The following is a 26294-nucleotide window of genomic DNA, read 5'->3' on the forward strand; positions in this document are numbered from 1 at the left end:
TCTCCCACGAGAAGACGCCCGAGCACCCATGACACACGCCAAGCCAACGACGTTGTCACGTTTGCACGAGCCCCCCCTCGAGGGTCTTCGTCAAAGAAAGAGCGCGGGTCGTCTCCTGGCTTCGGGCCACGACACTCACCTTCCCGATCGAACCGATCAGTGGTGTACGGAGTGTCGATGCTGCAGCGCATAGCGCGATGCAGAGCCCGTTACAGTGGCGGGGCCGCGCCGGTGTCGCACCGGCTTCCGTGTCCCGCGCTCGAAATCAGTTGTGCGTCACGCCCTGTGCGTGACAGTCCGAACCTACCGTCCAGCCGGCGCTTCGGCAAGCGCCTGCGCCAGCGCCGCCTTGAGTTCGGCACGCCGAGCTTCGTAGGCGGCGGTGACCGCCGCACTTGGTGATTCCTGCCTCGCGTAGATGGCATCGAGGGCCGCGATTTCCTGCGCCAACCGATCACCGAGCGGCACGGTTGGCTCTACGGGGCGCAGTGAAGGGGCCACGACGCCGCGCTTCGCCGACGCGCGCTGCATGCTGCGCGTGAGCGCCAGCATCATGAGCAAACCCACCGCGACGAGCAGCCCGGCAATGTAGAGATTGCGCCCGGGGGTAGCGCCGGCGGGGACCTCCACCACCAAATCCGCATCGGCCTTGAGATCCTGGGCAAGGAAGCGGCGGAAGTTGCGCCCCTCGAGCGCGACCGGATCGACCGCCGTGAACCCCTTGCCGCGGACCTGCGACTGCGGCTCCTCCACGAGCACCTCGAACACCACCACGGGTGACTCGGAGCGGACACGCAGCGGGAAGCTGCTGGCGGGCAGCTTGTACGAAAACGCCACCTGCTTCACCCCGGGAGCGATGGGCGCAAACACCGACACGCGCCCGTTCTGGGCCGCAAAGGCATCGGGGGAGATCTCGCCCTCATTGGCACGCACATCGACCGCTGCCGCGGGGATCGCCACGCTCCACGTGGGCGCCGCCCCCGCGGCTTCGCTGGCCACGAGCGTACGGACACTGTCGTTCGAGAGTTCGAACACCTCCACGATCGTGCGCATCTCGTTGCTGTCGGCCTTGCTGACAATGAAGTGCCGCCCCTTTACCGACAGGGGAAAGGTCCGCGACGTGGTGTCGAACACGGTGATTTCCGTATCGGCGCCACTGGCGGCCGCCACGCGCAGCGGGGCCGTGAAGTACGCAATCCCGCCGTACGTGGTGGATGCGAAGTACACGGCCTCGCCAACGCCGAAGGGGGTGTAGCGAAACCGATACCGTCCGCCGGCGTCGCTGCGAACCGAGTCGATGGGCCCGGCCGAATCCTTCCCCACGCGATGCAGCGTGACCCACACGTTGGCCGCTGCCCCCATGCCCGTGGAGTCACCGCCACTCGACACCGGGATGCGCACGCGACCATCCACGGTGCGGGCTGGGCTCGTCGCGCCGCCCGCGTTCGTGGCGGCGCCACTCTGGGCACTGGCGTCGGCGGCAACCAGGAACGTGGCACCAGCCAGGAGGGCCAGCGGCCGCCGAATGAACTCGAACCAACGGGCGCGATGCATGGAGGGGGAGAGAGAGGGGCGTGGACTCACGGATTGAACTTACCGAAGTCTTCGGGGCGAAGGGTCTCGAGATAGGCCTGCAGCTGTTCGGGGGTCAGTTCCTGCCCCGAGGGCGAATCGGCGGCAAGCGCACGATCACTGGCTTCCTCGTCTTCCAGGTCCATTGCGGCAAGCAGTTCCTCGGCGGCAAAGATGGGAGACGCCAGCCGCAGGGCAATGGCAATGCTGTCGGACGGCCTGGCATCGAGCGTGACGAGGCCATTGGCTCCATCGAGATGCAGCTCGGCGAAGTACGTGTTCTTCTCCACCCGCGAGATGGTGACACGACGCAGCGCTCCGCCGAGCGCGGTGATGAGCGACTTGCACAGGTCGTGCGTCAGTGGACGCTCACGCTTGAGCTGGTTCATCTGCATGAGAATGGACTCGGCCTCGGGCTTGCCGATCCAGATGGGCAGCACGCGGGTTCCGGCCTTCTCGCGCAGCATGACCACGTAGGCGTTCGTCGCACTGTCGAGGCCGAGGCGGGATACCGAGAGTTCCACCATGTGCTTCCTCCGGATGGGGGGCGACGATCGGAGTTCTTCCCGATTCGTGACGACTCGAGTGCCTATACACCAAACCGACCGCCGGCGGGCCATGCTGCACGGACCATGCAGCGCCACGCCAGCGATCGGTTGCCCCTACACAGGCCCCTTACTTGACGGCCTTGCGCAGGGCGGCTACCCGGTCGGTACGCTCCCACGTGAACGTAGTGCGCGCCGAGGCGCCGCGTCCGTGGGTTTCCGGGGTGCGACCGAAATGGCCGTAGGCGGCGGTGGCCTGATAGATGGGCTTGCGCAGATCGAGCGCCTTGGTGATGCCGCGCGGGGTGAGGTCGAATACCTCGCTCACCGCCGCCTCGATGGCCCGGTCGGGCACGGCACCGGTTCCGAAGGTCTGCACGTACACCGACACGGGCTCGGCCACCCCGATAGCGTAGGCCACCTGCACTTCACAGCGGCGCGCGAGCTTCGCGGCCACGATGTTCTTGGCCACCCAGCGCGCGGCGTAGCACGCCGAGCGATCCACCTTGGACGGATCCTTGCCGCTGAAGGCGCCGCCGCCATGCCGGCCCATGCCGCCGTAGGTGTCGACGATGATCTTGCGCCCCGTGAGCCCGGCATCACCCTGGGGGCCGCCAATGACGAAGCGTCCCGTGGGGTTGATGTGCGTCTTCATGCGGCGGCCGATGAACTCGTCCGGGATGACCGCGTGGATGACGTCGTCGAGAATGGCCCGACGCAGCTTGGTGTTGGAGATCTTCTCGTCGTGCTGCGTGGAGATGACGACGGTGTCCACCGCCACGGGGCGGTTGTCCTCGTAGACCACGCTGACCTGGGCCTTGCCATCGGGGCGCAGCCAGGGATAGGTGCCGTCCTTGCGCAGCACGGACAACTGGTGCGTGAGCGCGTGCGCGAGCTGGATGGGCATGGGCATGAGCTCGGGCGTTTCGTCGGTCGCGTAGCCGAACATCATGCCCTGATCCCCGGCGCCGCCGGTGTCCACTCCCTGCGCGATGTCGGGCGACTGGCGGTCGATGGTGCTCATGACGGCGCAGGTCTTGGAATCGAAGCCGAAGTTGGCGTCGTTGTACCCGATTCCCTCGATCGTCTGCCGCACTATGTCCGGCAGATGCACATAGGCCGACGTGGTGATCTCGCCGGCGATGACGGCGAGTCCGGTGGTCACCAGCGTCTCGCAGGCCACACGCGCCGCCGCGTCCTCCCGCAGGATGGCATCGAGCACGGCGTCGGAGATCTGGTCGGCGATCTTGTCCGGGTGCCCCTCGGTGACGGATTCCGAAGTGAAGAGATGACGATCGGCCACGGTGCGCAGCGCTCGCGTTGATTGAAGGAGGAAAAAGGTCTGCGTAGACTAGTCCGGCGTAGCAGCCGGGACAACTGGACGCACGCCGCCCCGCCCTGGCGGCGCCCTGTTCAGCCCAACTCGGCGCGGAGGCGGCGACGCAGCAGCACCTCGGCCTCACGGGCGGTGCTGCAGGCCATCGCCGCCACGGCGGCGTCGGTGGCGACGTCGGCGCGCACGCCGCGAATGATGCGTTTCACGTCGGCCACGGCCCGTGGGGCAACGCTGAGCTGCCGCAGCCCGAGCCCCAGCAGGGCGAAGACGGCGAGCGGCTGTGACGCCATCTCCCCACAGACGCACACATCGATGCCGTGTGCCGCCCCGGTAGCCTGCACCTGCGCCATGAGCCGCAGCACGGCGGGATGAAAGGGGGTGTAGCGCGGGGCCAAATTGGCATTGCCCCGGTCGACGGCCAGCATGTACTGCACCAGGTCATTGGACCCGATGCTGAAGAAGTCCACGTCGCGGACCAGCGTGTCGCAGGCCACGGCGGCAGCCGGCGTCTCGATCATCACGCCCAGGGGCACATCATCGCGGAACGGGACGCGGCGCGCGGCCAGTTCCTCGACGCATTCGCTGATGAGCTGTCGCGTTTCCCGTACTTCATCCACGGTGACAACCAGCGGCAGCATGATGCGCAGGTCGCCGTGCACAGCGGCCCGCAGGAGTGCCCGCAGCTGCACCTTGAACAGCTCGCTCTCGTCGAGGCACATCCGGATGGCGCGCCAGCCGAGGAACGGATTGGCCTCGTGTGGGAAACCACCCACCGGCAACTTGTCACCGCCCACGTCGTAGGTGCGAATGACGGTGGTGCGTCCACCAAACGCGAGCACGACCTTTCGGTAGGCGCGGTACTGTTCCTCCTCGTCGGGCATACTGGCGCGCCCCACCACCAGGAACTCGGTGCGCATGAGCCCCACGCCCTCGACGCCACTGTCGGCCCCGGCCTCGGCCTCTTCGGGGATATCGACATTGGCGCGCACGACGAGGCGCACGCCGTCGCGCGTGACCGGCTCGCTCATGGCGAGTTCGCGCAGGACGTCGGCGCGCCCCTCCTCCTCGGCCACGCGTTGCCGCGCCTCCTCCACTTCATGGTCGGTGGGGGCGATGACCAGCGTCCCCTCGGCACCATCGAGGATGGCCACCTCACCGCCGTGGAGGACGGACAGCGCCTGTCGCAACCCGACCACGGCGGGCAATCCCAGCGACCGCGCGAGGATGGCCACGTGCGCGGTGGCGGTACCGGCCTCGGTGGCAATGGCCGCGATGCACTCCCGATCGAGCTGCATCGTGAGCGACGGCGTGAGATCGTGCGTGACGAGGATGGTGTTGCTGCCGCGGGGCACGTCGACCGGGTCGTGGTCAGGCAGGTCGAGCAGCAGCGACAACACCCGGATGTGCACGTCGGTCAAGTCGCCCACCTTCTCGCGCAGCATGGGAGCGCTCGATCGAGCGAAATGCTGCCGCCATTCGAGGAGGACGATATCAAACGCCTTCTCTGCGCCGAGATTCTGCCGGATGAGCGCGATCGTGCTCCTGATCAACTCCCCATCGTCGAGAATGGAGAGTTGCACATCGAAGATGGCCGCCTCCTCAGGCCCCGCCTGCGCTTCGGTGCGGGCGCGCAGGTGGCGCAGGCGCTCGCGTGCGCGCTCGACCGCGACGTGGAAGCGGGCAATCTCCTGGTCGATGTCGCCGTCTTCGATGACGCGATGACGAACCTCCGGAACCTCCCAGCGCAGCAGGTGCACCGGACCCACGACGATCCCCGGCGACGCGGGGATGCCGCGGAGGACCGACAGCATTCAGCTCTCTCCGAACCGGGCGGCGACCAGCGCCGACAGGGCATCGAGAGCGTCATCAGCGTCGGGGCCGGTCGCCTTGAGCGTAATGGTGGCACCATACTCGGCGGCCAGCATCATGACTCCCATGATGCTCTTGCCGTTCACCTCGAGGTCATCACGCGAAATGGTGATGTCACTCTTGAACTTCGAGGCCGCCTTCACCATTTCGGCCGCGGGTCGCGCGTGCAACCCATGCTTGTTCACGATTTGGACAGATCGTTCAGCCATCAAGGGACCACCGAGTAAAGGACGAAGGCCGCGAGCAGCAGCAGGACGACGCGCCACCCCTCGGCACGGCCCCGCAGTCGCACGAGGAGTACTGCCAACACGGGAGTGGCGACCGCCACTCCCATCGGAATGGGCGACAGTGGCTCCTGACCACCGATGGCCCGATGCACCGCCAGGGGGAGCGCCAAGCCGCCGAGCACTGCTGATACCCGTCCAATGTAGCGTGGTCCGTGCTGCAGCACCGGGTGCCCCATGGCGGTGGCCACGCGCAGGCCGGACTTCCAGCCTGCGCGCAGCCCCCAATCACGCAATCCCAGGTGCCCGACGTTGTACAGCACGAGGAATCCGAGGACCACGGCCAGGGGGGACCACCCGAACCCGAACAGCAGCAGCGCCACCAGGGAACAGGCGGGCAGCCATGCCGCCCACACGAGGCGGTCGCCCAGGCTGCCCAGCGGGCCGCACAGCGCGGTACGGAAGCGTTCGATGCGGGCGGGCGGCACCTGTTCGAGTTCGGCACGCGCCAGCGCGCCGACGGCCAGGGAAGCGAGGTACGGATGGGCGTTGAAGTACATCGCCTGGCGGGCGAGCGCCTCGCGGTAGGGCTGCCCGTCGATCCCGCCCGGCAGCCGGCGCAGCGCCGGCTCCACGCAGAATCCCATGCCGTTCCCCACGAGGATTTCGTAGTTCCACGAGCCCTGAATGGCGAGGCAGCGCAGCAGCATGGCGGCCCGCAGCGATGTCGGCAACTCCGCCAGCGGGCGCGTGTCGGGGACCGGCATGCTCACCGTGTCGGTGCGCAACGCGGGGTTGTCGAGTCCTGTCTCAGGCACGGGCCACCACCAGCAGCGTGCCCACCGCCAGTGACGCCACGAAGAGGCGCCGAGTACCGGAAATGGCGTGGAAGTCCTTCCAAACCGACGCGGCGGCCACGGCGGCCACGGCGGTAACGACAATGGCGCGGGAGACGTCCTCACCCATCGTCCAGCGGGCATTCACCAACACGGCCAGCGGCCGCGCGACGAGAAACATGAGCGCCCCCAGCAGGGCCCCGCGAGCGAGATCGACGGTCATGCCGAAGACCTGCAGCCCCACCACGGTATTGCGCGACCCGCTTGCCAGCTGATCGAGTCGGGGACGGGCGAAGGCGGCAATGAGCTGGCGCTGCTTGACCATGCTCCAGCCACCAACCCACCCGGCCATGATGCCAACCAGCACAGCCACAACAAAAGCGCCCACGTCGGGAAAGGAGGAATGCGTGGCCCCCACCGAGGCTACGGCACCGGCCACCACCGAGGCACTGCCCCATTCGGGGTAACGCGAGGCGCCCACCGGGAGCGATTCGAGTGCCAGACATTCGAGCGCCGTCCCGCATACGAGTCCCGCCTCGGGCGCGCCCAGGAACGCGCCGCCCAGCGTGGCGCCCACGATGGGTCGGGAGATCATCGCCTGCGGAAAACTGACCACATCGAGTCCCACCACGGCGGCCAGCAACGCGAGTGGGATGACATCGACCAGGACGGCGAACCACTCCATCAGGCGCCGGCGGTGGAGGTGAGCAACTCGGCGAGTGGTACGGGGCGCGCCGAAGGCACATCCTGGGCGGTGACGTCCACGCCGTGCGCCTCGATGGCCCGCAGCCCCTGCTCCTCGGCCGCAGTAAGAAAGACGTAGCGCAGCCGTCCGGTGCGACCGGGCGAGTGATGCACGCCCCCCACGTTCACCGCCCGGATGGCGCCGCGCGCCGCGGCGACCAGGCGCTCCATGGTACCGATATCGCCTACCAGCAGCACGCCGGGCTCGGTACGCTGCGCATAGGTGGCGAGCTGCGCCGCCGCCTCATCCACGCCGTGAAAGAAGACCTGCATTTCCGGCGGAACGCCCATGCGGTACAGCTCCTGCTCCCACTCGCTCGCCGCCACATCGTCATCCACGAGCACGATGAAGCGCAGTTCCAGTGGTTGTCCCCATCCCACGACCACCTGGCCGTGGATGAGGCGATCATCGATACGATAGAGCGCGATGGGCATGCGATGGGGAGAACGAGGGCGCCGTCAGGCGCCGTGCACGGGTACACCGTGCGCAGTCATGGACGCGCGCCCGCGATCGAGCGCCCCCTGCACCGCCTGAAGCGGATCGGCCTCATCCTGCATGGCGAAGTCGAGGAGCAACGAGAGGTTGATGCCGGTGACCAGCAGTACCCCAGGGCGTTCGCGGATCATGCGACGCACAGCCATGGTGCAGCTGCCGGCCGGCAGGTCGGTGAACACCACGCGCGCCCCCGTCTCGTCGAGCGCGCGCGCCAGCGCGCCCTGAATGTCATCGAGGCAGAGGCCGGTGTTGGAGATCGCCACGAACTGTCCGCCGCGCCCGGTGATCTGATCGACCGCCGAAATGATGCCGCTGGCAAAGGTGCCGTGCCCGGCCACCACCCCCCGCACCGGCACGGTCCGCTGCGTATCCGTCACTACTCGTCATCCTCCTGCAAGTACCGCTGCACGTCCGACTGTCGGCGCATCTGGCCGATGAGGCGTTCGTTGAAGGCGGTCGCGGTATCGTATCCGCGATAATAGCGCAGGAGATGGTTCATGGCGATCACCTCGGCTATCACCGTGATGTTCTTCCCGGGGTTGAGATGCACGGTGATCTTGGGGATTTCCACGCCGAGGATGTCGATCGTCTGCACGTCGAGCCCGGTGCGATCCACCTGGGCGTCGGCGTCCCATTCCTCGAGGACGACGACGACTTCGAGGCGCTTCTGCTGGCGCACGGCGTGAATGCCGAAGATGGCGGGAATGTCGAGCAGCCCCACGCCACGGATTTCCATGAAGTGCCGCTGCAGCTCGTGTCCCTTGCCGATGAGCACGTCGTTGCCTCGGCGCGAGACGAACACGAGGTCGTCGGCCACGAGCCGGTGGCCCCGTTCGACGAGATCGAGCACGCACTCCGACTTGCCGATCCCACTCTTGCCGGTGAAGAAGAGCCCCACGCCGTACACGTCGGCAAGTGACCCGTGCATGGTGGTGGTGGGCGCGAACTGGTCGGCGAGGAACGGCTTGATGAGCCGATAGAACTCGGCGGTCTTGAGGCGCGAGCGCAGCATTGTCACGCCGGCCTCGTCGGCGAGCCGCGCAAGCGGCTCCGGCGGCTCGAGGGCCTTCGTGATGAAGGCGCAGGGGATGGGGAATCCGAAGAACTGTTCGAGGTTGATGGCGCGCTGGGCAGCGTCGATCGACTGCAGATAGGTGATCTCGGTTTCGCCGAGCACCTGGATGCGCTGGTACGGAAACCGGTTGATGTACCCGGCGAGGACGAGCCCCGGGCTGGACGCCTCGGGGCTCGTGATCTCGCGATCGAGACCGGTGGCCGGGCCGAGCAGCTCCAGCTCGAGCACATCCTTCATGCGCTCGTAGAGCGTGCCAACGGTCAGGCGTCGTGTCACCCGGTGCGATCTCCGTCACGCGGAACGCGGCGTGAGCGCCGGACGCGCGCCACCTGGCTCTCGAGTCGCTGGACGGCCGTGGACAGTGCCGGCGCAAAGGCGTGCGCATCGGCCACGGCGAAGAGTTCACGATGGCGGGATCCGCGCAGGACGATCTCGACGCGACGCGTAGGCCCATCGCCCACGAATCGCACGATGGCGTTGGCGACGTTGTGCAGTCGCGTCGCAATGCGGCGGATGGCCTTTTCGGCCTGGGTGCGAAGTGTCTCGGACACTTCGGCATGGTGCGCGTGCAGGATGATCTCCATCAGCGACCTTCCTCCCTTCCCACCACCTCACGGAGGTGGGCTTCGGTCTCCTTCGCGGCGTTCGCCCAGGTGAACCCCTCGGCGAATCGTCGTGCATTGGCCCCCAGGCGTTCGACGAGCGTCCGCTCGCCGCTGAGGCGCCGCATGCAGGCAGCCATCGCGGTCACGTCGCCGTGGGGCACGAGAAATCCGGTCTCGTCGTGCTTCACGGACTCGCGGATGCCCGGGGAGTTCGACGCAATCACCGGGGTGCCGCTCGCAGCCGCTTCCAGGTTCGTGATTCCCCATCCCTCCTTTGGTGAAGCGAAAACGGTGGCCCACGCCCGTCGCAGCAGGGCACACTTGGCAGTCTCGTCGATACGCCCCAGAAACCGTACCCGTGAAGCCACCCCCAAGTTTCCCGCCAACCGCTCGAGTTCCTGGCGGAACTCGCCAGCCCCGGCCACTTCGAGGGTGGCTTCGGGAACGCCGCAGGCGGCGAAGGCACGCAACACGAGATCTACGCCCTTATACTTCTTCAAGCGACCCAGATACGCAAACAGGGGCTGAGCCGCACGAACGGCGGGATCGGGCGTGTAGTGGGAGCTGTCGATTCCCGGGAAAATGACGCGAATGCGCTCGGCGGCGATACCGCGCTGCACGAGGTCGTCCTTGGTGCTCTGGCTGATGGCCTCGAAATCGCGCCCCCGGTAGACCCACGGGAGCGGCTTCTCGGAGAGCCAGACCGCGGTTGCCAGCGGCACGGACAGCTCCTGGAAGGCGGTGCCACCAAAGAGATGCGGTACCAGTGCGACCAGCCGCGGAACGCGCCAGGTGGGGGTGAACAGCGGCACCTTGTTGATGTCTTCCACCAGCACGTCGAAGCCGCGGTCTGCGAGGTGCGTGTGCCAGTAGCGGCGCGCCAGAAACGGAAACGACTGTCGCGTTCCCACGCGGTGCACCTCGATGCCGTCCAGCGTGGCGCGGGGCGGACACCCTGGCCAGCCGCCGCACAGCAACACCACTTCGTGGCCCCACTGGGCCAGACGGCCGAAGATCTCGTGCAGATGGATCTCCGCACCACCGGCTAGCGGATTGTCGCGACACTGCCAGTTCACGACGGCAATGCGCAGGCGTTCCGGCCCACCGTGGTTGCTGCCAGCGCTCACAGCTTGCCGAGCTTGCGCGCGTAAGCGTCGAGCACCCCGTTCACGAAGCGGGCGCTGCGTTCGGTGCCGTAGCGTTCCGCCAGGTGCACCGCCTCCTGCAGCACGACCTTCACTGGCGCCTCATCGCGCGCCAGCTCGGCCGCCGCGAGCCGCAACACCGCCCGTTCGATGGCGCCCAACCGTTCGAGCCGCCAGTTGTTGGTGACCTCGCCAAGCGCCGCATCCAGTTGCTCGCCGCGGTCGGCCACCGTGGCCACCAGGCGCGAGGCGAAGGCGCGTTCGTCGGGGGCCACGGCGAGGTCATCGAAGACCGTCGTGGCGATACGTCGCAGTTGCGTGTGGTCGCGCAGGTCGGCCGCATACAGCGCCTGCAGGGCCCGCGCCCGTCCCCGGGTCTCCACCCGTTCGGTCTTGCTGGTGGCCTTGCCGCGAGCGCGCCGCCCCTTCGCGGGGAGCAGCGGCTCCTGCGTCGGTCCATCCCAGAAATCATCGTCACGGAGCGTGCTCATGCATCCTCCTCACCGAACGACTCGTCGGGGAACGCCCGGTCGAACAGGTCGAGCACTTCGAGTGCGGCCAGCGCCGCGTCGTCCCCCTTGTTGCCATGTGCGCCACCGGCACGCGCCTCGGCCTGTGCCATGGTATCGGTGGTGAGCAGGCCGAGCGTGACCGGCACCTCGAAGTCGCGGGACGCGTCCATGAGGCCGCGCGACGCCTCCCCGGCCACGAAGTCGAAGTGCGGGGTGTCGCCGCGCACCACGGCGCCCACGACCACGGCTGCATCGTACTTGCCGGTGGCGAGTGCCCGCCGCACGGCCGTGGGCAGCTCCCACGCTCCGGGCACCCAGAGCACGTCGATGTCGTCGAAAGCGACGCCACGTGCGGCCAGGGTGCTCACGGCCCCCTCGGCAAGGGGCACCGTGATGCTTTCGTTGAAGCGACTGGCAACAACCACGATGCGACGTCCTTCGCCGCGGGGCTCCCCCGTGAATTCAGCCACGTTGATCTCAGACGGCGAAGAGGTGTCCAAGCTTGGTTCGCTTGGTTTCAAGATAGGAAGCGTTCTCACTCGTGGACGGGGCCTCGATGCGCACCCGGTCCTTCAGCACGAGGCCGTAGCCATCGAGCCCGACGAGCTTGCGCGGATTGTTGGTGAGGATGCGGATGGAGCGCACGCCAAGATCCAGCAGAATCTGTGCGCCAATGCCGTAGTTGCGCAGGTCGGGAGCGAAGCCGAGGCGCTCGTTGGCCTCGACCGTGTCGGCACCGGTGTCCTGCAACTCGTATGCCTTGAGCTTGTTGAGCAAGCCAATGCCGCGTCCTTCCTGGTCGAGATACACAATGACCCCACGCCCTTCAGCCTGGATCATCTGCATGGCCGTTTCCAGCTGCCAGCCGCAATCGCAGCGCCGCGAGTGGAACACGTCGCCGGTGAGGCACTTGCTGTGCATGCGCACGAGGATGTCCTCCCCGTGAGTGACCTCACCGTACGCGATGGCGATGTGCTCCCGGTTGTCGACGTCGTTGCGATAGCCCACGATGCGCCAATCCCCGTAATCGGTGGGGAGACGGGCGTCGGCCATGCGATGCACGAGCCGTTCGTGGCGAAGCCGGTACGCCACCAGCTGGGCGATGGTGATGAAGGTGAGGCCGTGCTCCCTGGCGTACACCTCGAGTTGCGGGCGGCGCGCGGTGGTACCGTCCTTGTTGAGGATCTCGCAGATGACGCCAGCGGGGTGTAGCCCGGCCAGTCGGGCGATATCCACGGCGGCTTCGGTGTGCCCCACGCGCTGCAGCACGCCGCCGTTGCGTGCACGCAACGGATGAATGTGTCCCGGCACGCGCAGGTCGGCGCGGGTGGCGCTGGGGTCCACCGCCACCCGAATGGTGGTCGCCCGGTCACTGGCGCTGATGCCGGTGCTCACGCCGTACTTCGCCGCCGCGTCAATGCTGACGGTGAAGGCGGTGCTCATGGCCTCGGTGTTGTGATCGACCTGCATCTCGAGCCCGAGGCGATCCGCCCACTCGTTGGTCATGGCAAGACAGATCATGCCTTTGGCTTCGAGCATGAAGTTCACCATTTCGGGCGTGACCAACTCGGCCGCGCAGACGAGATCCCCCTCGTTTTCGCGATCCTCGTCGTCGGCCACGACCACGAACTTGCCAGCGGCAATGTCGGCCAGTGCCTGTTCGACGGTGCCGAACACCGGCTCGGCATGATCGGCGGTCGCTGTTTCCGTATCCTGCATCATGACTGCAACTCCGTGAGAGCGGTCGTCAGCGTGTGGGCACCAGGGGTGCGCAGCCACGGCGACAACAGACGTTCGACGTGCTTGGCCAGCACATCGGCTTCCACATGCGCCGCCATGCCCGGCACCAGCGTACCGAGGGTGGTGTGCCGGCGCGTGTAATCGATAATGGACAGCTGCACCCCGGCGGGGAGCAGTTCGTTCACGGTGAGACTCACGCCGTTCACCGTCACCGACCCCTTGTCGACCATGAGCCGCTGCAGGGATGGGGGCAGTTCCAGATCGACGAGCCAGGCATCGTTGGCGTCTCGGGTGGCGAGCACCCGCCCGAGCCCGTCGACATGGCCGAGGACCAAGTGCCCGCCCAGCCGATCGCCGAGTTTCATGGCGCGTTCGAGGTTGACGCGGTCACCGGCACGCCAGCCGCCAATGGTTGTGCGGTCGAGGGTCGTGACCACCGCGGCCACGGTGAACCAGCCGCGTCCGGGCGACGCGCTCCCATGCTCGCGAACGGTGAGACAGGCGCCGTTCACGGCGATGCTCTCGCCGTCGGTGAGGTCGGTGTAGCGGCTTGCGATGCGCAGTTCGCGCCCGGCCGGCGTATCGGCGACGTGCTCGATGAGCCCCACGTCGTCCACGAGCCCCGTGAACATCCTGTCCTCAGTCTCCGGAAACAGCGTAACGGGTCATCAGGTCGGCGCCACACACACGGCGCTCGAGCACGGTGAGGCGCGGGGCCTCATCGGCCTCGCGCCCAGGCAGGGCAGCGAAGGCCGGCATGGCCCCCGCCCCGAGAATGACCGGAGCCTGAAAGATAATCAGGTGATGCACGAGACCGGCGGCCAGCAGGGCCGAGGCGAGCGTAGCGCCGCCTTCCACGAACAGGTGATTGATGCCGCTGGGCTTGCACAGGGTGCTGAGGGCGGCGGTCAGATTGGTCGCGGCGTGGAGGATCACGCCGGCGGCCTCCAGGGCGCGAAGCCGGTCCGACGGGGCGGCACCCGGGGCCGTGATCGCGTACACCGGCACCTCCCCGGCAGTGCGCACAAGGCGACTGGCGAGTGGCAGTCGGGCTGTTCGGTCGAATACCACGCGCGCGGGCATGACCCGCGGCGCCGGCCCGAGGCGTACGGTCAGGTCGGGATCGTCGGCGAGCGCCGTGCCAATCCCCACGGCCACCGCATCGGCCTCGGCCCGCAGGGCATGCACCACTGCCTGACTCTCCGGCCCGGTGAGCCAGGCCCGCTTGCGTGTGGGGCCCGCGATGGCGCCATCGATGGACACCGCCAGCTTGAGGGTCACGAAGGGCAACGAGCCCCCGCGCGCCACATGCAGGAACGGGGCGTTCTGGACCCGCGCCTCGGCCTCGCACACCCCCGATACGACACGAACGCCGGCAGCGGCGAGTCGCTCGAGCCCACCGGCCGCCGCGGGATTGGGGTCGCGGGTGGCGCAGACCATGCGGGCCACGCCGGCGGTGAGCAGCGCCTCCGTGCACGGACCCGTCTTGCCATGGTGGTTGCACGGCTCAAGGGTCACATAGGCCGTCGCCCCACGGGCCCGCTCGCCGGCGGCGGCCAGCGCATGCACTTCAGCGTGCGGGCCACCGTACTCCTGATGCCACCCCTCACCCACGATCTCGCCGCCCTGCACGAGCACGCATCCAACCTTGGGATTGGGCCACACCCGCCCCGCCCCGCGCTGGGCGAGTTCGAGGGCCCGACGCAGGAAGCGCACGTCGTCGGGCGGTGCTCCCGGCGCGTGCGCTTCGTGGCCGGGGGCCGGCCCGATGTCAGAACCGAACCGTGAGTCCAAGCGACCCGAAACGATAGCCTTCGTTGGCGGCGCGGCCGCCGAAGGTGTTGGTGGTCGGATCGGCATCGCCGGCGCCGGACCAGCCAAATTCGGCCACCAGCCGCGCCAGCCCGAGCCCCAGCGACACATTCGCAAAGGCGCTCTTGCGCGTGACCGTGTTGCGCAGCCCGAAGAGCGAGACCAACGCGCGTGTTTGCTGATTGAGCACCGTTTCGTTCACCACCGCCTCCATGCCCGCGGTGTTCTCGATCTGGTCACGCCCCACACCGGCGGCAAATCCGAATATCGTCACGCGCTTGCTGACAACCACCCGCAGGCTGTTCGACGTCGCCGCGAGATTGCGCACGGTGATGGAGTCGTTGCCCGCCGTGTATCCCAACGAGGTGGTGGGCAACCGGCGTCGCATGTAGCTGACGCTCACCCCCGGCACGAGCCACGACTCCTGCAGGGCGCCAACGCGCACGCCATACGACAAGGCCACGCTGGACGTCTGCGGGGCCACCGAGAAGCCGTTCTTGGTGACGTTGGGGAGATAGGTGGCGCCGAGGAGCAGGTCCACCCCGCCGATGTTGGTGAGCCCCGCCGGAACGCCGGTGAAAAGCCCGATCGCGGCGTCTACCGAGGGCACCGGGACCGGCACGCGACTCGCCCCAAAGTTGGAACTGGCGGGACCCGTGAGGCGAATGGGCACCGCCTTGGCCGGCACGCGGCCATCGACGGCCGTGACGCGCAGAGAGAGCGCTCGCTTCCCCCATCCACCAAGGGTGCCGCCCTCCCCGAGCACGGGGTTGCCGCCGGACAACGCCACCCCGACCTGCGGCATGACAAAGGCGAAGAGGTCGCGCGCCTTGACGCACGCGTCCTCCCCGCTGAATCCGCCGAAAGTGGCTGTGGCGCAGTTCCCGGCGGTGGTCTGCGCCCCAAGTTCACGCACGCCCGCGTGCGTTGCCGACACCAGCACCAGTGCGGCAGCCGCAGCCCTGCGTGCGCCTGGCATCAGCTGACCTGCCCATCGAGCCGTACACGGCCGGTGCCGGGCACCACGGTACCCAACTCCCACGCCGCAATACCACACGCCGCAGCGCGCGACGTGATGTGCGACACGTTGTCGGCCGACGTGATGACCACCATGCCCACTCCCATGTTGAAGGCCCGGAACATCTCGAGCGAGGCCACCTGCCCCGCCTCCGCGAGTACCCGGAACTCGCTGGGGACGGTCCACGTGGACGTATGCACGTCGGCATCGAGTGTTTCGGGGAGGGCCCGGTTGAGATTGCCCGGCAGGCCACCACCGGTGATGTGCGCCATGGCGTGGACGTGCCCAAGCACAGGCCGGAGGCACTGCAGATACGAGCGGTGCACCTTGAGCATCACGTCGGCCACGGTGGCGCCGTTCGCGTCAGGGAACACGTCGTGCACGCCGAGCTTGAGTCGATCGCTGATGATGCGACGCGCCAGCGAATAGCCGTTGGTGTGCAGCCCGTTGCCACCGAGCGCCACCAGCACATCGCCCTGCTGCACGCGCGCGCTACCGAGCACGGCGTCTTCTTCGACAATGCCGGTAATGAAGCCGGCAAGGTCATAGTCGGGCGGCGTGTACACGCCGGGCATTTCCGCCGTTTCACCACCGATGAGCGCACAGGCGTTCTCGCGGCAGCCGGCGGCCACACCCGCCACGACGCCTTCCACCACGGGCGGCTCGAGCTTGCCGAACGCCACGTAGTCGAGGAAGTAGAGCGGAACCGCCCCCTGCACGAGAATGTCGTTGGTGCAATGGTTCACCAGGCAGTGCCCGATGGTGTCGTGGCGACCGGCCTCGATGGCGATCTTGATCTTGGTGCCCACGCCATCGGCGCTGGCCACGAGCAGCGGCGCCTTGTACCCCTCGGGCACACGGAACATGCCGCCGAAGCCGCCAAACGCGCCGCGCGCCCCGGCGGTCATGGTGCTGTGGACGAGCTTCGCCAGGCGGTGTTTCGCGTCGTCGGCGGCCTCGATGTCGACGCCGGCGCTGCGGTAGTCGAGCGGCGGCTTGTCCTGTGGGGTACTCATGCGCCGAGCTCCGCGTCGAAGGCCACCAGCTGACGGAACTCGTGCACTCGGCGATCGATGTCGTCACGCGTGATCTCGAGCAGGCGCGCGTTGGAGAACTTCTCCACCGCGAAGGAGCCCATTGCCGATCCCACGACCACCGCGCGGCGCATGCTGTGCTCGCTCAGATCGCCCGTTGCGGCGAGATAGCCAATGAAGCCCCCGGCAAACGAGTCGCCGGCGCCCGTGGGATCGAACACGCTCTCCAGCGGGTACGCGGGCGCGAAGAAGATGCTCTCGCGCGTGAACATGAACGCCCCGTGCTCGCCCTTCTTGATGAGTACGTGCTTGGGGCCCTTGTCCATGATCCAGCGCGCGGCCTGCACGAGATTGGTGTGCTCGGTGAGCTGGCGCGCCTCGGCGTCGTTGAGCGTGATGAGATCCACGTGGCCCAGCAGCTCCACGACCTCGGGGCGGCGGGACTCGATCCAGAAGTTCATGGTGTCGCAGGCCACCAGCCGCGGCTTCTCCACCTGCTCGAGCACCTGCAACTGCAGGCGCGGATCGATGTTGGCGAGGAAGACGAACGGCGAGTGCCTGAACTGCTCGGGAATCTTGGGGCGGAAGTGCGAGAACACGCCGAGGTGGGTCTCGAGCGTCTCGGCCGAGTTGAGGTCGTGCCGGTAGCGGCCGCGCCAGCGGAAGCTGGTGCCCTCCGCCTTCTCGAGGCCGGCCAGATCCACGCCGCGCGCGGCCAGCGGCTCGAGCTTGTCCACGGGGTAGTCGTCACCGACGACCCCCACGAGCTGCACCGGCGTGAAGTGCGACGCCGACGACGAGAAGTACGTGCCGGACCCACCAAGCACCTCGTCCGCCTTGCCGAATGGGGTTTCGACCGAATCGAGGGCCACCGACCCCACGACGAGCACGGGGTTCTTGATGCGGGGTGCAGCAATGCTCACATGCGCTCCGGCGCCGACAGTCCGAGGATGCGCAACCCGGCGGCGATGCCGAGCTGCGAGGCACGCGCCAGCACGAGCCGCGCGTTGGTGATGGCCTCGGGCTCACCGAGGACGTGATGCTTGTGGTACCAGGTGTGCGCCGCGCGCGCGGTCTCCAGCAACCACCCGGCGATGCGGTGCGGCTCGAGGTTGTCCGCGGCGCCCTTCACCATGGCGGGGAAATCGAGCAACTGCTTCACGAGCTCCTGCTCGGCCGGCTCGCTGAGCACGCCCAGATCCACGCCGTCGCCGGTGACGGTCGCGGCCTGGATTTCGCCCACGCGGAAGATGCCGCACATGCGGGCGTGCGCCATCTGGATGTAGTACACCGGGTTTTCTTCCGACTGGCTGCGCGCGAGGTCCACGTCGAACACGAGCTGGGAGTCGCCCTTGCGCATGAGGTAGAAGTAGCGCACGGCATCGCGTCCCACCTCGTCGATGAGATCGCGCACGGTGACGTACGACCCGGCGCGCTTGGAGATCTTCACCTCCTCGCCCCCCTTCATCACCGTCACCATCTGGTGCAACACGTAGTCGGGGTATCCCTGCGGAATGCCGATCCCCAGCGCCTGCAGCCCGGCGCGTACACGGGTGGTAGTGCTGTGATGGTCGGCCCCCTGCACGTTGATGGCGCGGGTGTAGCCACGCTCCCACTTGGTCACATGGTACGCCACATCGGGGACGAAGTACGTGTAATCGCCCCCCTTGGCCGCGCTCTTCTTCATCACGCGGTCCTTGTCGTCACCGAAGGTGGTGGTGCGCAGGAACAGCGCGCCGTCTTCCTCGTACGTATGGCCGCTGGCCTTGAGCGCCTCGACGGTCTGCTCCACGCGCCCGTCGGTGTAGAGCGAACTCTCGAGGTAGTACGTGTCGAACTTCACGCCGAAGGCCTGCAGGTCGAGATCCTGCTCGTGACGCAGCGCCGCCACGGCGAACTGCCGCAGCGCATCGAGGTCGTTGCCGTCACGGTCCTCGGGGTGCTGCTGCACGTAGCGCTCGGCGATCTCGGCGATGTAGGCGCCGTGGTACCCGCCCTCGGGAATCTCGAGGGAGTGTCCGACGAGCTCACGCACGCGCGCCTGCGTGCTCTTGGCCAGGTTGGCGATCTGTGCACCGGCATCGTTGTAGTAGAACTCGCGGTCGACGTTCCAGCCGGTCCACTCGAGCAGCGTACTGATGGCGTCGCCGAGGGCGGCCTGCCGGCCGTGGCCAACGTGGAGCGGCCCGGTGGGATTGGCGGACACGAACTCCACGCACACCCGCTGCTGCTGGCCGATGTCGAGGCGCCCCCACTGCTCCGGCGCCGCCAGGATCTGCAGGAGCCCGCGCGCCTGATAGCCGGGATCGAGACGGATGTTGATGAATCCCGGGCCGGCAATCTCCGCCGACACGATGCCCACACTGGGCCGATCGAGCGCCGCGATGAGTGTCTCGGCAATGTCGCGCGGCTTCTTGCCGAGCGGTTTGGCCAGCGTCATGGCCAGATTGGTGGCCCAGTCACCGAACGCCGGATCACGCGGCCGCTCGAGAATGGGGGAAACGTCGTCGGGCGCACCGAGCGTGCGCGCCGCGCGTGCGAGTTCCGCGCGCAGGGCGTCGGCGTGGGTCACGGGAGGGGCGAAAAGAGAAAAGACGGCGCGCGGCCGTCATGCACGGGACGGTGCCCGACGGCCGGCATCACTCGGACTTGGGCGCAGGAGCCGCAGCCGGCTTGGACTCGCTCTTGGATTCCGCCTTGGGCGCGTCACTCTTGGTGTCGGACGATCCGCCGCCCGAGGCGGGCGCGGCGCGCTGATCCTTTTTGCCGTCCTTGCCGTAGTCGGTGATGTAGAACCCCGACCCCTTGAAGAGCAGCCCGGCACCACCGGAGATGATGCGCGCGGCCACGCTTCCGTCGTCGAGCGTGACGGTGTCGGGGACTTCGCTGATCTTGAAGATCCGCTCGATGATGGTGCCGTCGGGCGTGCGAAACTCGTAAGTTGGCATGGCTACGAAAGTTGGCTGAGGTCTGACAGCCCTTTAACGTAGCCATTCCGGGGAGCGGGTTCAACGGCTGAGGGGCCGATTTCCGGGTCGGGACACGAGCAACGTTGGCGCCCCGGGCGTTTAGGTGACCGTGAGGCGCAGCAGGTTCGTGGTGCGCGGCGGCGACGAGGGGAGATTGACGCCGGCGCTATACGAGAGCGCCCCTTGATTCGGGCAGCGGAAGCTCGCGTTGTTCACCACGTAGATCCGCGTTCCGGCGTGCGGGCAGAACATGGAGAAGGCCGCGACGCGGGTCGCTCCGGTGCGTACGAGGGTCACCGGCGTGGTGTTGAGGTTTCCGACGCTGCCCGCGACGCCGCGCGCGACGCACGGTCTCTTGGCAACACGCCATCTCGGCACGGGGATTCGGGTAGGGAGAATCCGATGACGCGGGTTCCGACACCCTTGATCGGGGGCATCGCACCCGCCCCATGGAAACACCGCTCATTACCCTCGCGGAGCCCTGACCAGGTGCAGGATGTAGGGCAACGGCCAGACAAGCAGGAACAGGTTCGCCAGCCACCAAGCCGGGTCGAACTCGGCGCGGATGGCCCAGTAGGAAACCGCCATCAACCCGGCGGTGGAGGTAAGCGGCAGGGACAGCAGCGCCAGCTCGCGCCAGCCCGGGTGGCCGCGGCGGTAGCGCCACGCAGCCAGCAAACCGAGGCAGGAAAAGACCACGTCCAGCGGCATGAACGACCAGTTCCAGGCCACCACCGCCGGATTGGCGTAGTCGGAATAGAGCCATTCGGGCGGCAGCGCAACCATGCCTGCACCCGCCAGCGCGGTGACAAGCCAGTAGCCAAGCAGCGCGACGTCGGTACCGACCATCAGCCCGAACAGGCCTCGGGGCGCAGCAAGCGCTGCGAAGCCTTGAGGCGGCGGCACAGGACCTCCAGAACGAGTGGAGAAGAACCGGCGCAGGCCGCGCCAGCGCGTCGGGATAAGAATTCCAATCGGGGCGGGTCGACGACCCGTCGAGTATAGGGCGCGATCGCCGACCGCGCGAGCACCGTCTGGCGGGCGGCAGCGTGCCCGCCGACGCGTTCGTGCGCTCCGTGACCAACGACATCGCGCTCGCCGAAGTCCATCCCGGCGAGCGCGATGCGCGTGGTCAGGGGGACGCGGGGCCGAGTTGGCCCCGGATCTCGCCGGCGGGGAACTGTGACGAGTGCACGTTCACATACCCCTGCCCATTCCGAAGAATGGTGGACAGCGAATCGAGCGAAATGGGCGGCTGCCCGGCGATACCGCGAATGTCCGTGGCCGAGAACGACCCAGTGAGTACGCCGCTGGTGCCCGTGAGCGGGGTGCGCATAAGATCGACGATGATCCCCGCGGTGCCATTGGGGCCCGCCGGCGCGTGGATGTGCATACCGGTGGGATTGCTGGCGATGCCCTGATAGGTGACGACGTAGGTCATCGTGCTCCCGCTGCGCGTGAACACGGCGGCACCGTTGGCCATGGTGTTCACGGCATTGGGCCGCTCGTTGGCCCCATTCATCTGCGTAAAGAGCGCACTCGCCACGACGTTCACGGTTCCCGTCATGCCGGCATGCAGGGTGCAGGCGTATGGGTAGCTGCCGATCGTTTCGAAGACGCGCTGTGCCGAGGATCCCGAAGTCACGCCGATGTTGGTGGGTGCCCCACTCGACTGGAACACCACGTTGTGGCCGATACCGCCGAAGGTCCACGTGACCGTTCCGCCCTGCGCCACGTTGATCGTGGGCGGCGTAAAGAGGTTGGCGTCGGTGGCCTGTACCGCTGCGGAAGCGGCCGCTGCCACGGGCGCGGTGACCGTGATGTTCGTCGTGGCGGTCGCGGTCGTCGCGTCGCGCGTGAGCGACGTGGTGATGACTGCAGTACCTGGCGCCACGGCGGTGAGCACCCCTGTGGGACTCACCAGCACTTTCGTTCGATCACTGGTGGTGAACGTCGCGCCCGTGCTGCCACTCATCGGATTACCGCGTCCGTCGCGTGCCGTCACCGTCAGCGGACCGGTGGCCCCGATGGCCATGCTGGAGGCGCCGACCGTGGCGGTGAGCTGCGCATAACGCTGGGCCACCTCCACGGCAATGGTGCTGCGCGCGGTGCCACTCGTGGCCGTGATGGTGGCGCTTCCGTTGCCGGCGGCCGTGACCGTGGCGGTAGTGCCGCTTCCGGACACCGTGGCGATGCTCGCGTCACTGGTGATCCAGGTGACCGAGCCCCCCGAAATACTGGCGCCGCGCGCATCAGTTACGGTAGCCGTAAGCGCGCGCGAATCTCCCACACTCACCAGCGGCCCGCTCGACGCCGCCGCGATGGTAATGGTGGCGGCAACCGGCGCTGGCGACGTTCCGCCATCGGCGCCACCTCCGCACGCTGCCGCGAGGCTGACGAGGAGCACGGCGCCGATCCGCACGGCGCGGATCCATACGGCCTGCATAGCTGGTAACGACATTCCGATCTCTCCGGGTGAGTGGAAGCATGACGCGCGTCGCGTCGAACCGGATGGCAGACGGAATGGGCCCGCACACTATTCCCGCGGGCCCGGTTATCGGAGCACTCCCGACAGGTGGCCCACCCTCACCCAGGCGGCGAGGGCCTCGGTGGCTACCCCGAGGCGGCGATCGGGATCGGGGTGAATCATGTACTGAACGAGCGACAGCAATTCCGACGGACGGGGCGCTGCGCCGGGCGTGCGCACGGGCAGTGGCGACCGCTCCGACCGCCGCGACTCGGACACCGGTTCGTGCTCGCTCGCCATCGACGCCGCGGCCCGCGGGGTCAGCGAACCCAGCTTGCTCCCCAGCACCTCGATCGGCGACCGCGAGCCGAACGGCGTGGTCCCGATGAGACACTCGTGCAAGACGACGCCGATCGAGTAGAGATCGGCCTTGGCGCTGGGCATGCCACCGATCAACAGCTCCGGTGCCATGTACTCCGGCGCACCGACTCGCCCGCCGGTGATGGCGGGAGCCGTGTCGCTTCCCGCGGCCTCTCGCGCTTGGCGACGGGCGCGACGGGTGATCCCGTAGTCACCGAGCTTGACCACGCCAGCGCGCGACAGCAGCACGCTGCGGGTCGTGATGTTCGCATGCGTGATGTCGTGCGCATGCAACGCGGCCACCCCACGCAGCATGGCGCGCGCGATGGCGGCGACAGCACACGTGTCGAGCGCCCCACGCAGCTGCAGGAGATCGGCCAGCGATAGACCGTCCACGAATTCGACACTCACGAATCGCACGCCGTCGGCCTCGCCGACGTCGAGGGTCTGCACCAGATGTCGGTGAACCACGGCAGGTCGTGGCGGGGCGACCATGTCGCCCCGCGGCGATGCCGCCGTGCCCTCGGCCGCGGAAGGCTCCGTCGGGAGCAGACGGAGCGCCACCACCTGGCCACGGGCCGTGTCTCGGGCACGAAAGCTGATGCCCAGTTCACCGCGGCCAAGTTCCTCGTCGAGGCGATAGCGCTGTGCGAACAACATCCCCGGCGCCCACGCCGTCGCGCGCGACGCCGTGGGGCGGAACGCCAGTGTACGCGCCGTGGTGGCTCGCGGCTTCATGGTAAACTCGGCCCCAATCATGGGATGCGCCGCGAGGAGCGCTCGCACCGTATCCTGATCGTTCGATTCAACAACCAGGGAGTCGACCGCGTCGGCGAGCGCCGACAGTTCCGCGGAGCCATACAATGCGCCCGTTGGCGTACTGCCCAGCGGGTTGGCCGGTGCCCCACCCTGCTCCACGACGTGACGCACCAGTTGCGTCATGGCCGCGACAGGATGTACCACCGCTCGCGATGTCAGCCGTGCGGCGATCAGGGCGCCGAGCAGGCCGAGGATCGCGGCGAGCAGCAGCGAGCGACGTACGGGCTCCAGACTGACGAGTGCGTCGTCGGCGAGCCGCAAAACCACATACCCGCCGACGGGCGTTCCACCGGCAGTCGCGAGCGTGCTGCGATGCAGCATCCATGTGCGACCGTCGAACTCGACCTCCTGATGCGCACGGCCTGCCGCGGGCGCCGTGGGGGAGACCGCCTGCACTACGGCACGGCGGAGTGCGGTGTCGCTGGCCAGACTTGTCGCGGCCATGCGCTTGCGCCCCTCGGCATCGAGCACGAAGAAGAGCACCGCCTGATTGGTCGCCAGCGCGATATCGGCCGCGGCGAGACTGTCGAGGACACGCGTGGCGACGAGCACACCGAACGGCATGCCACCGGGCGCGGCGATGGGGACGGCGGTGGCCTGGAACAGCACCGAGTCGCCCGAGCCGCCGAACCCAGTCGTGACCTGCCCTCGCAGCGCCCCCGATACCAACGGCACGCGGGCCATGGGCTCACCGAACGCCGACGGCTCGTCCGACTTGGCGATCAGGTTGCCGTTGTCGTCGGTGATGAACACCCACGAGGCCTCGAGCTGTTCAGCGGCTTCGAAGGTCTGGTCGAGGATGTCGTCACGGCGGCGCTCGGCGACGAGCGTCCGGAAGTACGGTCCCTGCACGAACACCCGCGCCCCGCCACCGAGGCTCCGGCCCCGCCCCGCCAGCAATTGTGCCACGAGATCGGCCGACTGCTCGAGCGATTGCCGCGCCGCGTTGCGCGCCGCCCGACGCGCCCCGACGGTCCCCAAGGCGAGCACCATCGCCAACAGGAGCAACACCAGCGCCGCGGTTCCGGTGAACACGCGCCACGACAGCCGATGCCACGCCCTCGGCGCAGCGCTCCGGGCGGACACCGTTCAGTACCGGTCGGCGCGCGTTGCCGCGTACGGCTGGCCGAACTTGTTGCTGTGCGCCTTGGCAACGTAGCCCCGCGCATCGAGCGCGAGCGTGAGCGCGAGATCCTCAGTGGTCACCCGGATGGTTTCGATGTGCTCCGCCGCGCGCTCATGCCACACGCGCAACGTCCACGTACCGGCCGGTACGTTGGCAATCTCGAACGTGCCGTTCGTCCGGACGCGCGTAACGTACGGCGTACGGACTGCCACCACGTAGTTCGCCATGCGCGCGTGGATGTTGCAATAGACGGCGTACACACCGGGCGCGCTGAACGTGGCCGAGCGTGTCTTTCCCGACCGATACAGGCCGAGATCGAAGGCCCCGAGCGACGAGTTCGAGAACACGTTATGGCTGAATGGATCCTGATTGGGATACGCCACACTGCCGCCCACGCCGATGATCTGCACATGTGGTTCGAACTCACGCAGGCGCATACCGACGGTCGCCTTGTCGAGCCACGAGGGGCGCTTGGCGCCCCCCGCGTCACCGTCGAGCGATATGATGACGTCGGTCAGCAAAGCGGACGGCGCCCCAGCCCGCTCTATCAACCGCACCTGTCCGCGTACGTGTCCCTGGGCACGGGCGGGCTGGGTGCAGAGCGCCGCGCAGGAGAGCACCAGCAGCATGCGGGCACATCGCCCGTGGGCGAGCGTTCGCATCAGAGATCCACGCCCACCGACAGATTCCAATGACTCGCGCGCCACAGCCCGTCGGGATATCGGGTACGAAATCCTCGATATTCCACGCTCAGAAACACGGGCATCGCCGGCCGCCACGTCGTATGTACGGCACAGACACCATTGCGCCGACGATCGGCGCTGCCGCCGTGCACGCGATCGGTGCCGCATCCCACGCCGTGCACCAGCACGGGGTGCCACTGCGTGTTGAGTTGCAGCCAGCCCGCGGTGTTGGTCAACGGGGGCCCAAACTCGTTGCCGGGCACACTGCGCGTCCCGAAGTTCTGGCCGATCCCACCGCCGCCAAGCCCACGGAGCATCGCTCCGCGATACACCTCGCCGCGCAGTTCGAGACCGTGCCCCAGGGCCGCGTGAAGGTCGGCGGTTACCGCCCAACTGCGACGGTTAACGCCGGGCACCGACTGCAGCCATGCCGAATGCGTCCCGAGTCCCACCTCGAGGCCCGACGTCCACACGCCCTGCGCGGCACGGTCGTCGAGGTCGTGCCCACGCCGGAGACGCACGCGCGACTGGAGTGCCGGGCGTCCGCTGGCCTGACCGATGTCAGTGGGGACCGTGTTGCTGAGCGGTCGCTCGGAGGCATTGGGGGACAGTATCGCGCCCTGAGCCGCCACCGCCCACTCCCCGCGCGTCACCAGCGTGCGCGTGAGCCGAAACTGGGGCAACCAGTTCCAGAGGTTCCCCGCCGCCGCGAACACCGGAATGGCCACCCCGGCCACGCTGATGGGATTGAGGTCCGAGACGAGCGGCGTCTCCATGCCCACCATTACCTCAGCGCGCGGCCACACGAGAAACACCCGTGCGGTGCGCAGCCGCGGCTCGGGAAAGAGCGGTGGCGTGGCGTCGAGCGCGCGCGCGAAGAAGTCGAGTTCGAAGTCGGCCAGCAGCGTGGCGCCGGCGACACTGTCCATACTCGCACTGCCCCCCAGCAGGGCCTGCCGCATCGTCATACTGAACACCGACGGGCGCGCGGCCGTCGCGGCAGCGCCACGTACGGGCGCGGCGAACACGGGTACTTCGGCAGCGGACACCGCTCCCCGCGTCACGGCGCTGTTCACCACCACACGGGCAGAGAGATCCAGTTGAATTCGCGACCGCAAGCGCACACTGCTGGCCGATTCGGTCGCGATCTGCTGTCGCAGCAGCGTTAGCGCCGAATCGGTGCGGGCGAGTCGCGCCGCGAGAGAATCGAGTGTGACCGACGATTCCCGGGACACGGTGTCGCGCTGTTGCGCGCCGGCACCCGTCGCGCTCGCAAGCCAGAGCACGGCGGTGAGGAGCCACCATGG

Annotated in this window: 28 protein-coding genes and 1 riboswitch; all 28 genes read right to left on the minus strand. The window is 67.9% G+C overall.

Features of this window, described 5'->3' with window-relative positions; all coding sequences use genetic code 11:
• Positions 1 to 87: 87 nt before the first annotated feature.
• A riboswitch (cobalamin riboswitch) is annotated at positions 88 to 303 on the minus strand.
• A complete protein-coding gene (locus O9271_RS07965) occupies positions 304 to 1554 on the minus strand; it encodes a hypothetical protein (protein ID WP_298268054.1) in 1251 nt (416 codons plus the stop codon).
• A gap of 26 nt (positions 1555 to 1580) precedes the next feature.
• A complete protein-coding gene (locus O9271_RS07970; RefSeq protein ID WP_298268057.1) occupies positions 1581 to 2099 on the minus strand; it encodes a bifunctional nuclease family protein in 519 nt (172 codons plus the stop codon).
• A 148-nt stretch (positions 2100 to 2247) separates the two neighbouring features.
• Positions 2248 to 3420: a methionine adenosyltransferase gene (metK, locus tag O9271_RS07975; RefSeq protein WP_298268060.1), complete on the minus strand. Its 1173-nt coding sequence runs from the start codon at positions 3418 to 3420 to the stop codon at positions 2248 to 2250.
• A 110-nt stretch (positions 3421 to 3530) separates the two neighbouring features.
• A complete protein-coding gene (ptsP, locus tag O9271_RS07980; RefSeq protein WP_298268063.1) occupies positions 3531 to 5264 on the minus strand; it encodes a phosphoenolpyruvate--protein phosphotransferase in 1734 nt (577 codons plus the stop codon).
• Complete coding sequence (locus O9271_RS07985; protein ID WP_298268066.1) at positions 5265 to 5531, minus strand: HPr family phosphocarrier protein; 267 nt, start codon at positions 5529 to 5531, stop codon at positions 5265 to 5267.
• The gene (locus tag O9271_RS07990; RefSeq protein ID WP_298268069.1) at positions 5531 to 6364 is read right to left on the minus strand and encodes a PTS system mannose/fructose/sorbose family transporter subunit IID; all 834 of its coding nucleotides are present in this window, start codon (positions 6362 to 6364) and stop codon (positions 5531 to 5533) included. The genes O9271_RS07985 and O9271_RS07990 overlap by 1 nt, the downstream gene beginning before the upstream one ends.
• Positions 6357 to 7067: a PTS sugar transporter subunit IIC gene (locus tag O9271_RS07995; RefSeq protein WP_298268071.1), complete on the minus strand. Its 711-nt coding sequence runs from the start codon at positions 7065 to 7067 to the stop codon at positions 6357 to 6359. The genes O9271_RS07990 and O9271_RS07995 overlap by 8 nt, the downstream gene beginning before the upstream one ends.
• Complete coding sequence (locus O9271_RS08000) at positions 7067 to 7561, minus strand: PTS sugar transporter subunit IIB (protein ID WP_298268073.1); 495 nt, start codon at positions 7559 to 7561, stop codon at positions 7067 to 7069. The genes O9271_RS07995 and O9271_RS08000 overlap by 1 nt, the downstream gene beginning before the upstream one ends.
• Positions 7562 to 7585: 24 nt before the next feature.
• Positions 7586 to 7999: a hypothetical protein gene (locus O9271_RS08005; RefSeq protein WP_298268075.1), complete on the minus strand. Its 414-nt coding sequence runs from the start codon at positions 7997 to 7999 to the stop codon at positions 7586 to 7588.
• A complete protein-coding gene (gene hprK, locus O9271_RS08010) occupies positions 7999 to 8973 on the minus strand; it encodes an HPr(Ser) kinase/phosphatase (RefSeq protein WP_298268078.1) in 975 nt (324 codons plus the stop codon). Before hprK ends, O9271_RS08005 begins: the two co-directional genes overlap by 1 nt.
• Entirely contained in the window at positions 8970 to 9281 is a 312-nt protein-coding gene (locus O9271_RS08015; RefSeq protein ID WP_298268080.1) for an HPF/RaiA family ribosome-associated protein, read from the minus strand. Before O9271_RS08015 ends, hprK begins: the two co-directional genes overlap by 4 nt.
• Complete coding sequence (locus tag O9271_RS08020) at positions 9281 to 10429, minus strand: glycosyltransferase family 4 protein (protein ID WP_298268082.1); 1149 nt, start codon at positions 10427 to 10429, stop codon at positions 9281 to 9283. Before O9271_RS08020 ends, O9271_RS08015 begins: the two co-directional genes overlap by 1 nt.
• Positions 10426 to 10938, minus strand: a complete 513-nt coding sequence (gene nusB, locus O9271_RS08025; RefSeq protein WP_298268085.1) for a transcription antitermination factor NusB — start codon at positions 10936 to 10938, stop codon at positions 10426 to 10428. Before nusB ends, O9271_RS08020 begins: the two co-directional genes overlap by 4 nt.
• Entirely contained in the window at positions 10935 to 11429 is a 495-nt protein-coding gene (gene ribH / locus O9271_RS08030) for a 6,7-dimethyl-8-ribityllumazine synthase (protein ID WP_298268088.1), read from the minus strand. Before ribH ends, nusB begins: the two co-directional genes overlap by 4 nt.
• A 7-nt stretch (positions 11430 to 11436) precedes the next feature.
• Positions 11437 to 12681, minus strand: a complete 1245-nt coding sequence (locus tag O9271_RS08035; protein ID WP_298268089.1) for a bifunctional 3,4-dihydroxy-2-butanone-4-phosphate synthase/GTP cyclohydrolase II — start codon at positions 12679 to 12681, stop codon at positions 11437 to 11439.
• Complete coding sequence (locus O9271_RS08040; protein ID WP_298268091.1) at positions 12678 to 13331, minus strand: riboflavin synthase; 654 nt, start codon at positions 13329 to 13331, stop codon at positions 12678 to 12680. Before O9271_RS08040 ends, O9271_RS08035 begins: the two co-directional genes overlap by 4 nt.
• A 7-nt stretch (positions 13332 to 13338) precedes the next feature.
• Positions 13339 to 14415, minus strand: a complete 1077-nt coding sequence (gene ribD, locus O9271_RS08045; RefSeq protein ID WP_298268093.1) for a bifunctional diaminohydroxyphosphoribosylaminopyrimidine deaminase/5-amino-6-(5-phosphoribosylamino)uracil reductase RibD — start codon at positions 14413 to 14415, stop codon at positions 13339 to 13341.
• A 55-nt stretch (positions 14416 to 14470) separates the two neighbouring features.
• Complete coding sequence (locus O9271_RS08050; RefSeq protein ID WP_298268095.1) at positions 14471 to 15490, minus strand: hypothetical protein; 1020 nt, start codon at positions 15488 to 15490, stop codon at positions 14471 to 14473.
• Complete coding sequence (gene purM, locus O9271_RS08055; protein WP_298268097.1) at positions 15490 to 16545, minus strand: phosphoribosylformylglycinamidine cyclo-ligase; 1056 nt, start codon at positions 16543 to 16545, stop codon at positions 15490 to 15492. The genes O9271_RS08050 and purM overlap by 1 nt, the downstream gene beginning before the upstream one ends.
• Complete coding sequence (locus tag O9271_RS08060; protein WP_298268099.1) at positions 16542 to 17486, minus strand: PfkB family carbohydrate kinase; 945 nt, start codon at positions 17484 to 17486, stop codon at positions 16542 to 16544. Before O9271_RS08060 ends, purM begins: the two co-directional genes overlap by 4 nt.
• Positions 17483 to 19135 carry an arginine--tRNA ligase gene (gene argS / locus O9271_RS08065; protein WP_298268101.1) on the minus strand — a complete coding sequence of 551 codons (1653 nt, stop codon included), beginning with the start codon at positions 19133 to 19135 and terminating at the stop codon, positions 17483 to 17485. The genes O9271_RS08060 and argS overlap by 4 nt, the downstream gene beginning before the upstream one ends.
• Before the next feature lie 67 nt (positions 19136 to 19202).
• Complete coding sequence (locus O9271_RS08070) at positions 19203 to 19511, minus strand: hypothetical protein (RefSeq protein ID WP_298268103.1); 309 nt, start codon at positions 19509 to 19511, stop codon at positions 19203 to 19205.
• 120 nt (positions 19512 to 19631) lie between these two features.
• Entirely contained in the window at positions 19632 to 19829 is a 198-nt protein-coding gene (locus tag O9271_RS08075; protein WP_298268105.1) for a hypothetical protein, read from the minus strand.
• Between the two features lie 168 nt (positions 19830 to 19997).
• Positions 19998 to 20381: a DUF5360 family protein gene (locus tag O9271_RS08080; protein WP_298268107.1), complete on the minus strand. Its 384-nt coding sequence runs from the start codon at positions 20379 to 20381 to the stop codon at positions 19998 to 20000.
• Positions 20382 to 20664: 283 nt separating this feature from the next.
• Positions 20665 to 21993, minus strand: coding sequence for a CHRD domain-containing protein (locus O9271_RS08085; RefSeq protein ID WP_298268110.1), 1329 nt, complete (start codon positions 21991 to 21993; stop codon positions 20665 to 20667).
• 93 nt (positions 21994 to 22086) lie between these two features.
• Complete coding sequence (locus O9271_RS08090; protein ID WP_298268114.1) at positions 22087 to 24213, minus strand: protein kinase; 2127 nt, start codon at positions 24211 to 24213, stop codon at positions 22087 to 22089.
• Positions 24214 to 24267: 54 nt separating this feature from the next.
• A complete protein-coding gene (locus tag O9271_RS08095; RefSeq protein ID WP_298268116.1) occupies positions 24268 to 24966 on the minus strand; it encodes a hypothetical protein in 699 nt (232 codons plus the stop codon).
• Positions 24966 to 26273: a hypothetical protein gene (locus tag O9271_RS08100; protein ID WP_298268117.1), complete on the minus strand. Its 1308-nt coding sequence runs from the start codon at positions 26271 to 26273 to the stop codon at positions 24966 to 24968. The genes O9271_RS08095 and O9271_RS08100 overlap by 1 nt, the downstream gene beginning before the upstream one ends.
• Positions 26274 to 26294 lie beyond the last annotated feature (21 nt).

Origin of the sequence: Gemmatimonas sp., assembly GCF_027531815.1 — a bacterium.
GTDB lineage: Bacteria > Gemmatimonadota > Gemmatimonadetes > Gemmatimonadales > Gemmatimonadaceae > Gemmatimonas.

Bases quoted from the DNA above. Each gene is read 5' to 3' on its own strand.
- O9271_RS07965 (WP_298268054.1), bottom strand. From the start codon at position 1,554: ATGCATCGCGCCCGTTGGTTCGAGTTCATTCGGCGGCCGCTGGCCCTC.
- O9271_RS07970 (WP_298268057.1), bottom strand. From the start codon at position 2,099: ATGGTGGAACTCTCGGTATCCCGCCTCGGCCTCGACAGTGCGACGAAC.
- ptsP (WP_298268063.1), bottom strand. From the start codon at position 5,264: ATGCTGTCGGTCCTCCGCGGCATCCCCGCGTCGCCGGGGATCGTCGTG.
- O9271_RS07985 (WP_298268066.1), bottom strand. From the start codon at position 5,531: ATGGCTGAACGATCTGTCCAAATCGTGAACAAGCATGGGTTGCACGCG.
- O9271_RS07995 (WP_298268071.1), bottom strand. From the start codon at position 7,067: ATGGAGTGGTTCGCCGTCCTGGTCGATGTCATCCCACTCGCGTTGCTG.
- O9271_RS08000 (WP_298268073.1), bottom strand. From the start codon at position 7,561: ATGCCCATCGCGCTCTATCGTATCGATGATCGCCTCATCCACGGCCAG.
- O9271_RS08015 (WP_298268080.1), bottom strand. From the start codon at position 9,281: ATGGAGATCATCCTGCACGCGCACCATGCCGAAGTGTCCGAGACACTT.
- nusB (WP_298268085.1), bottom strand. From the start codon at position 10,938: ATGAGCACGCTCCGTGACGATGATTTCTGGGATGGACCGACGCAGGAG.
- O9271_RS08035 (WP_298268089.1), bottom strand. From the start codon at position 12,681: ATGATGCAGGATACGGAAACAGCGACCGCCGATCATGCCGAGCCGGTG.
- O9271_RS08040 (WP_298268091.1), bottom strand. From the start codon at position 13,331: ATGTTCACGGGGCTCGTGGACGACGTGGGGCTCATCGAGCACGTCGCC.
- O9271_RS08050 (WP_298268095.1), bottom strand. From the start codon at position 15,490: ATGCCAGGCGCACGCAGGGCTGCGGCTGCCGCACTGGTGCTGGTGTCG.
- purM (WP_298268097.1), bottom strand. From the start codon at position 16,545: ATGAGTACCCCACAGGACAAGCCGCCGCTCGACTACCGCAGCGCCGGC.
- O9271_RS08070 (WP_298268103.1), bottom strand. From the start codon at position 19,511: ATGCCAACTTACGAGTTTCGCACGCCCGACGGCACCATCATCGAGCGG.
- O9271_RS08080 (WP_298268107.1), bottom strand. From the start codon at position 20,381: ATGGTCGGTACCGACGTCGCGCTGCTTGGCTACTGGCTTGTCACCGCG.
- O9271_RS08085 (WP_298268110.1), bottom strand. From the start codon at position 21,993: ATGTCGTTACCAGCTATGCAGGCCGTATGGATCCGCGCCGTGCGGATC.
- O9271_RS08095 (WP_298268116.1), bottom strand. From the start codon at position 24,966: ATGCGAACGCTCGCCCACGGGCGATGTGCCCGCATGCTGCTGGTGCTC.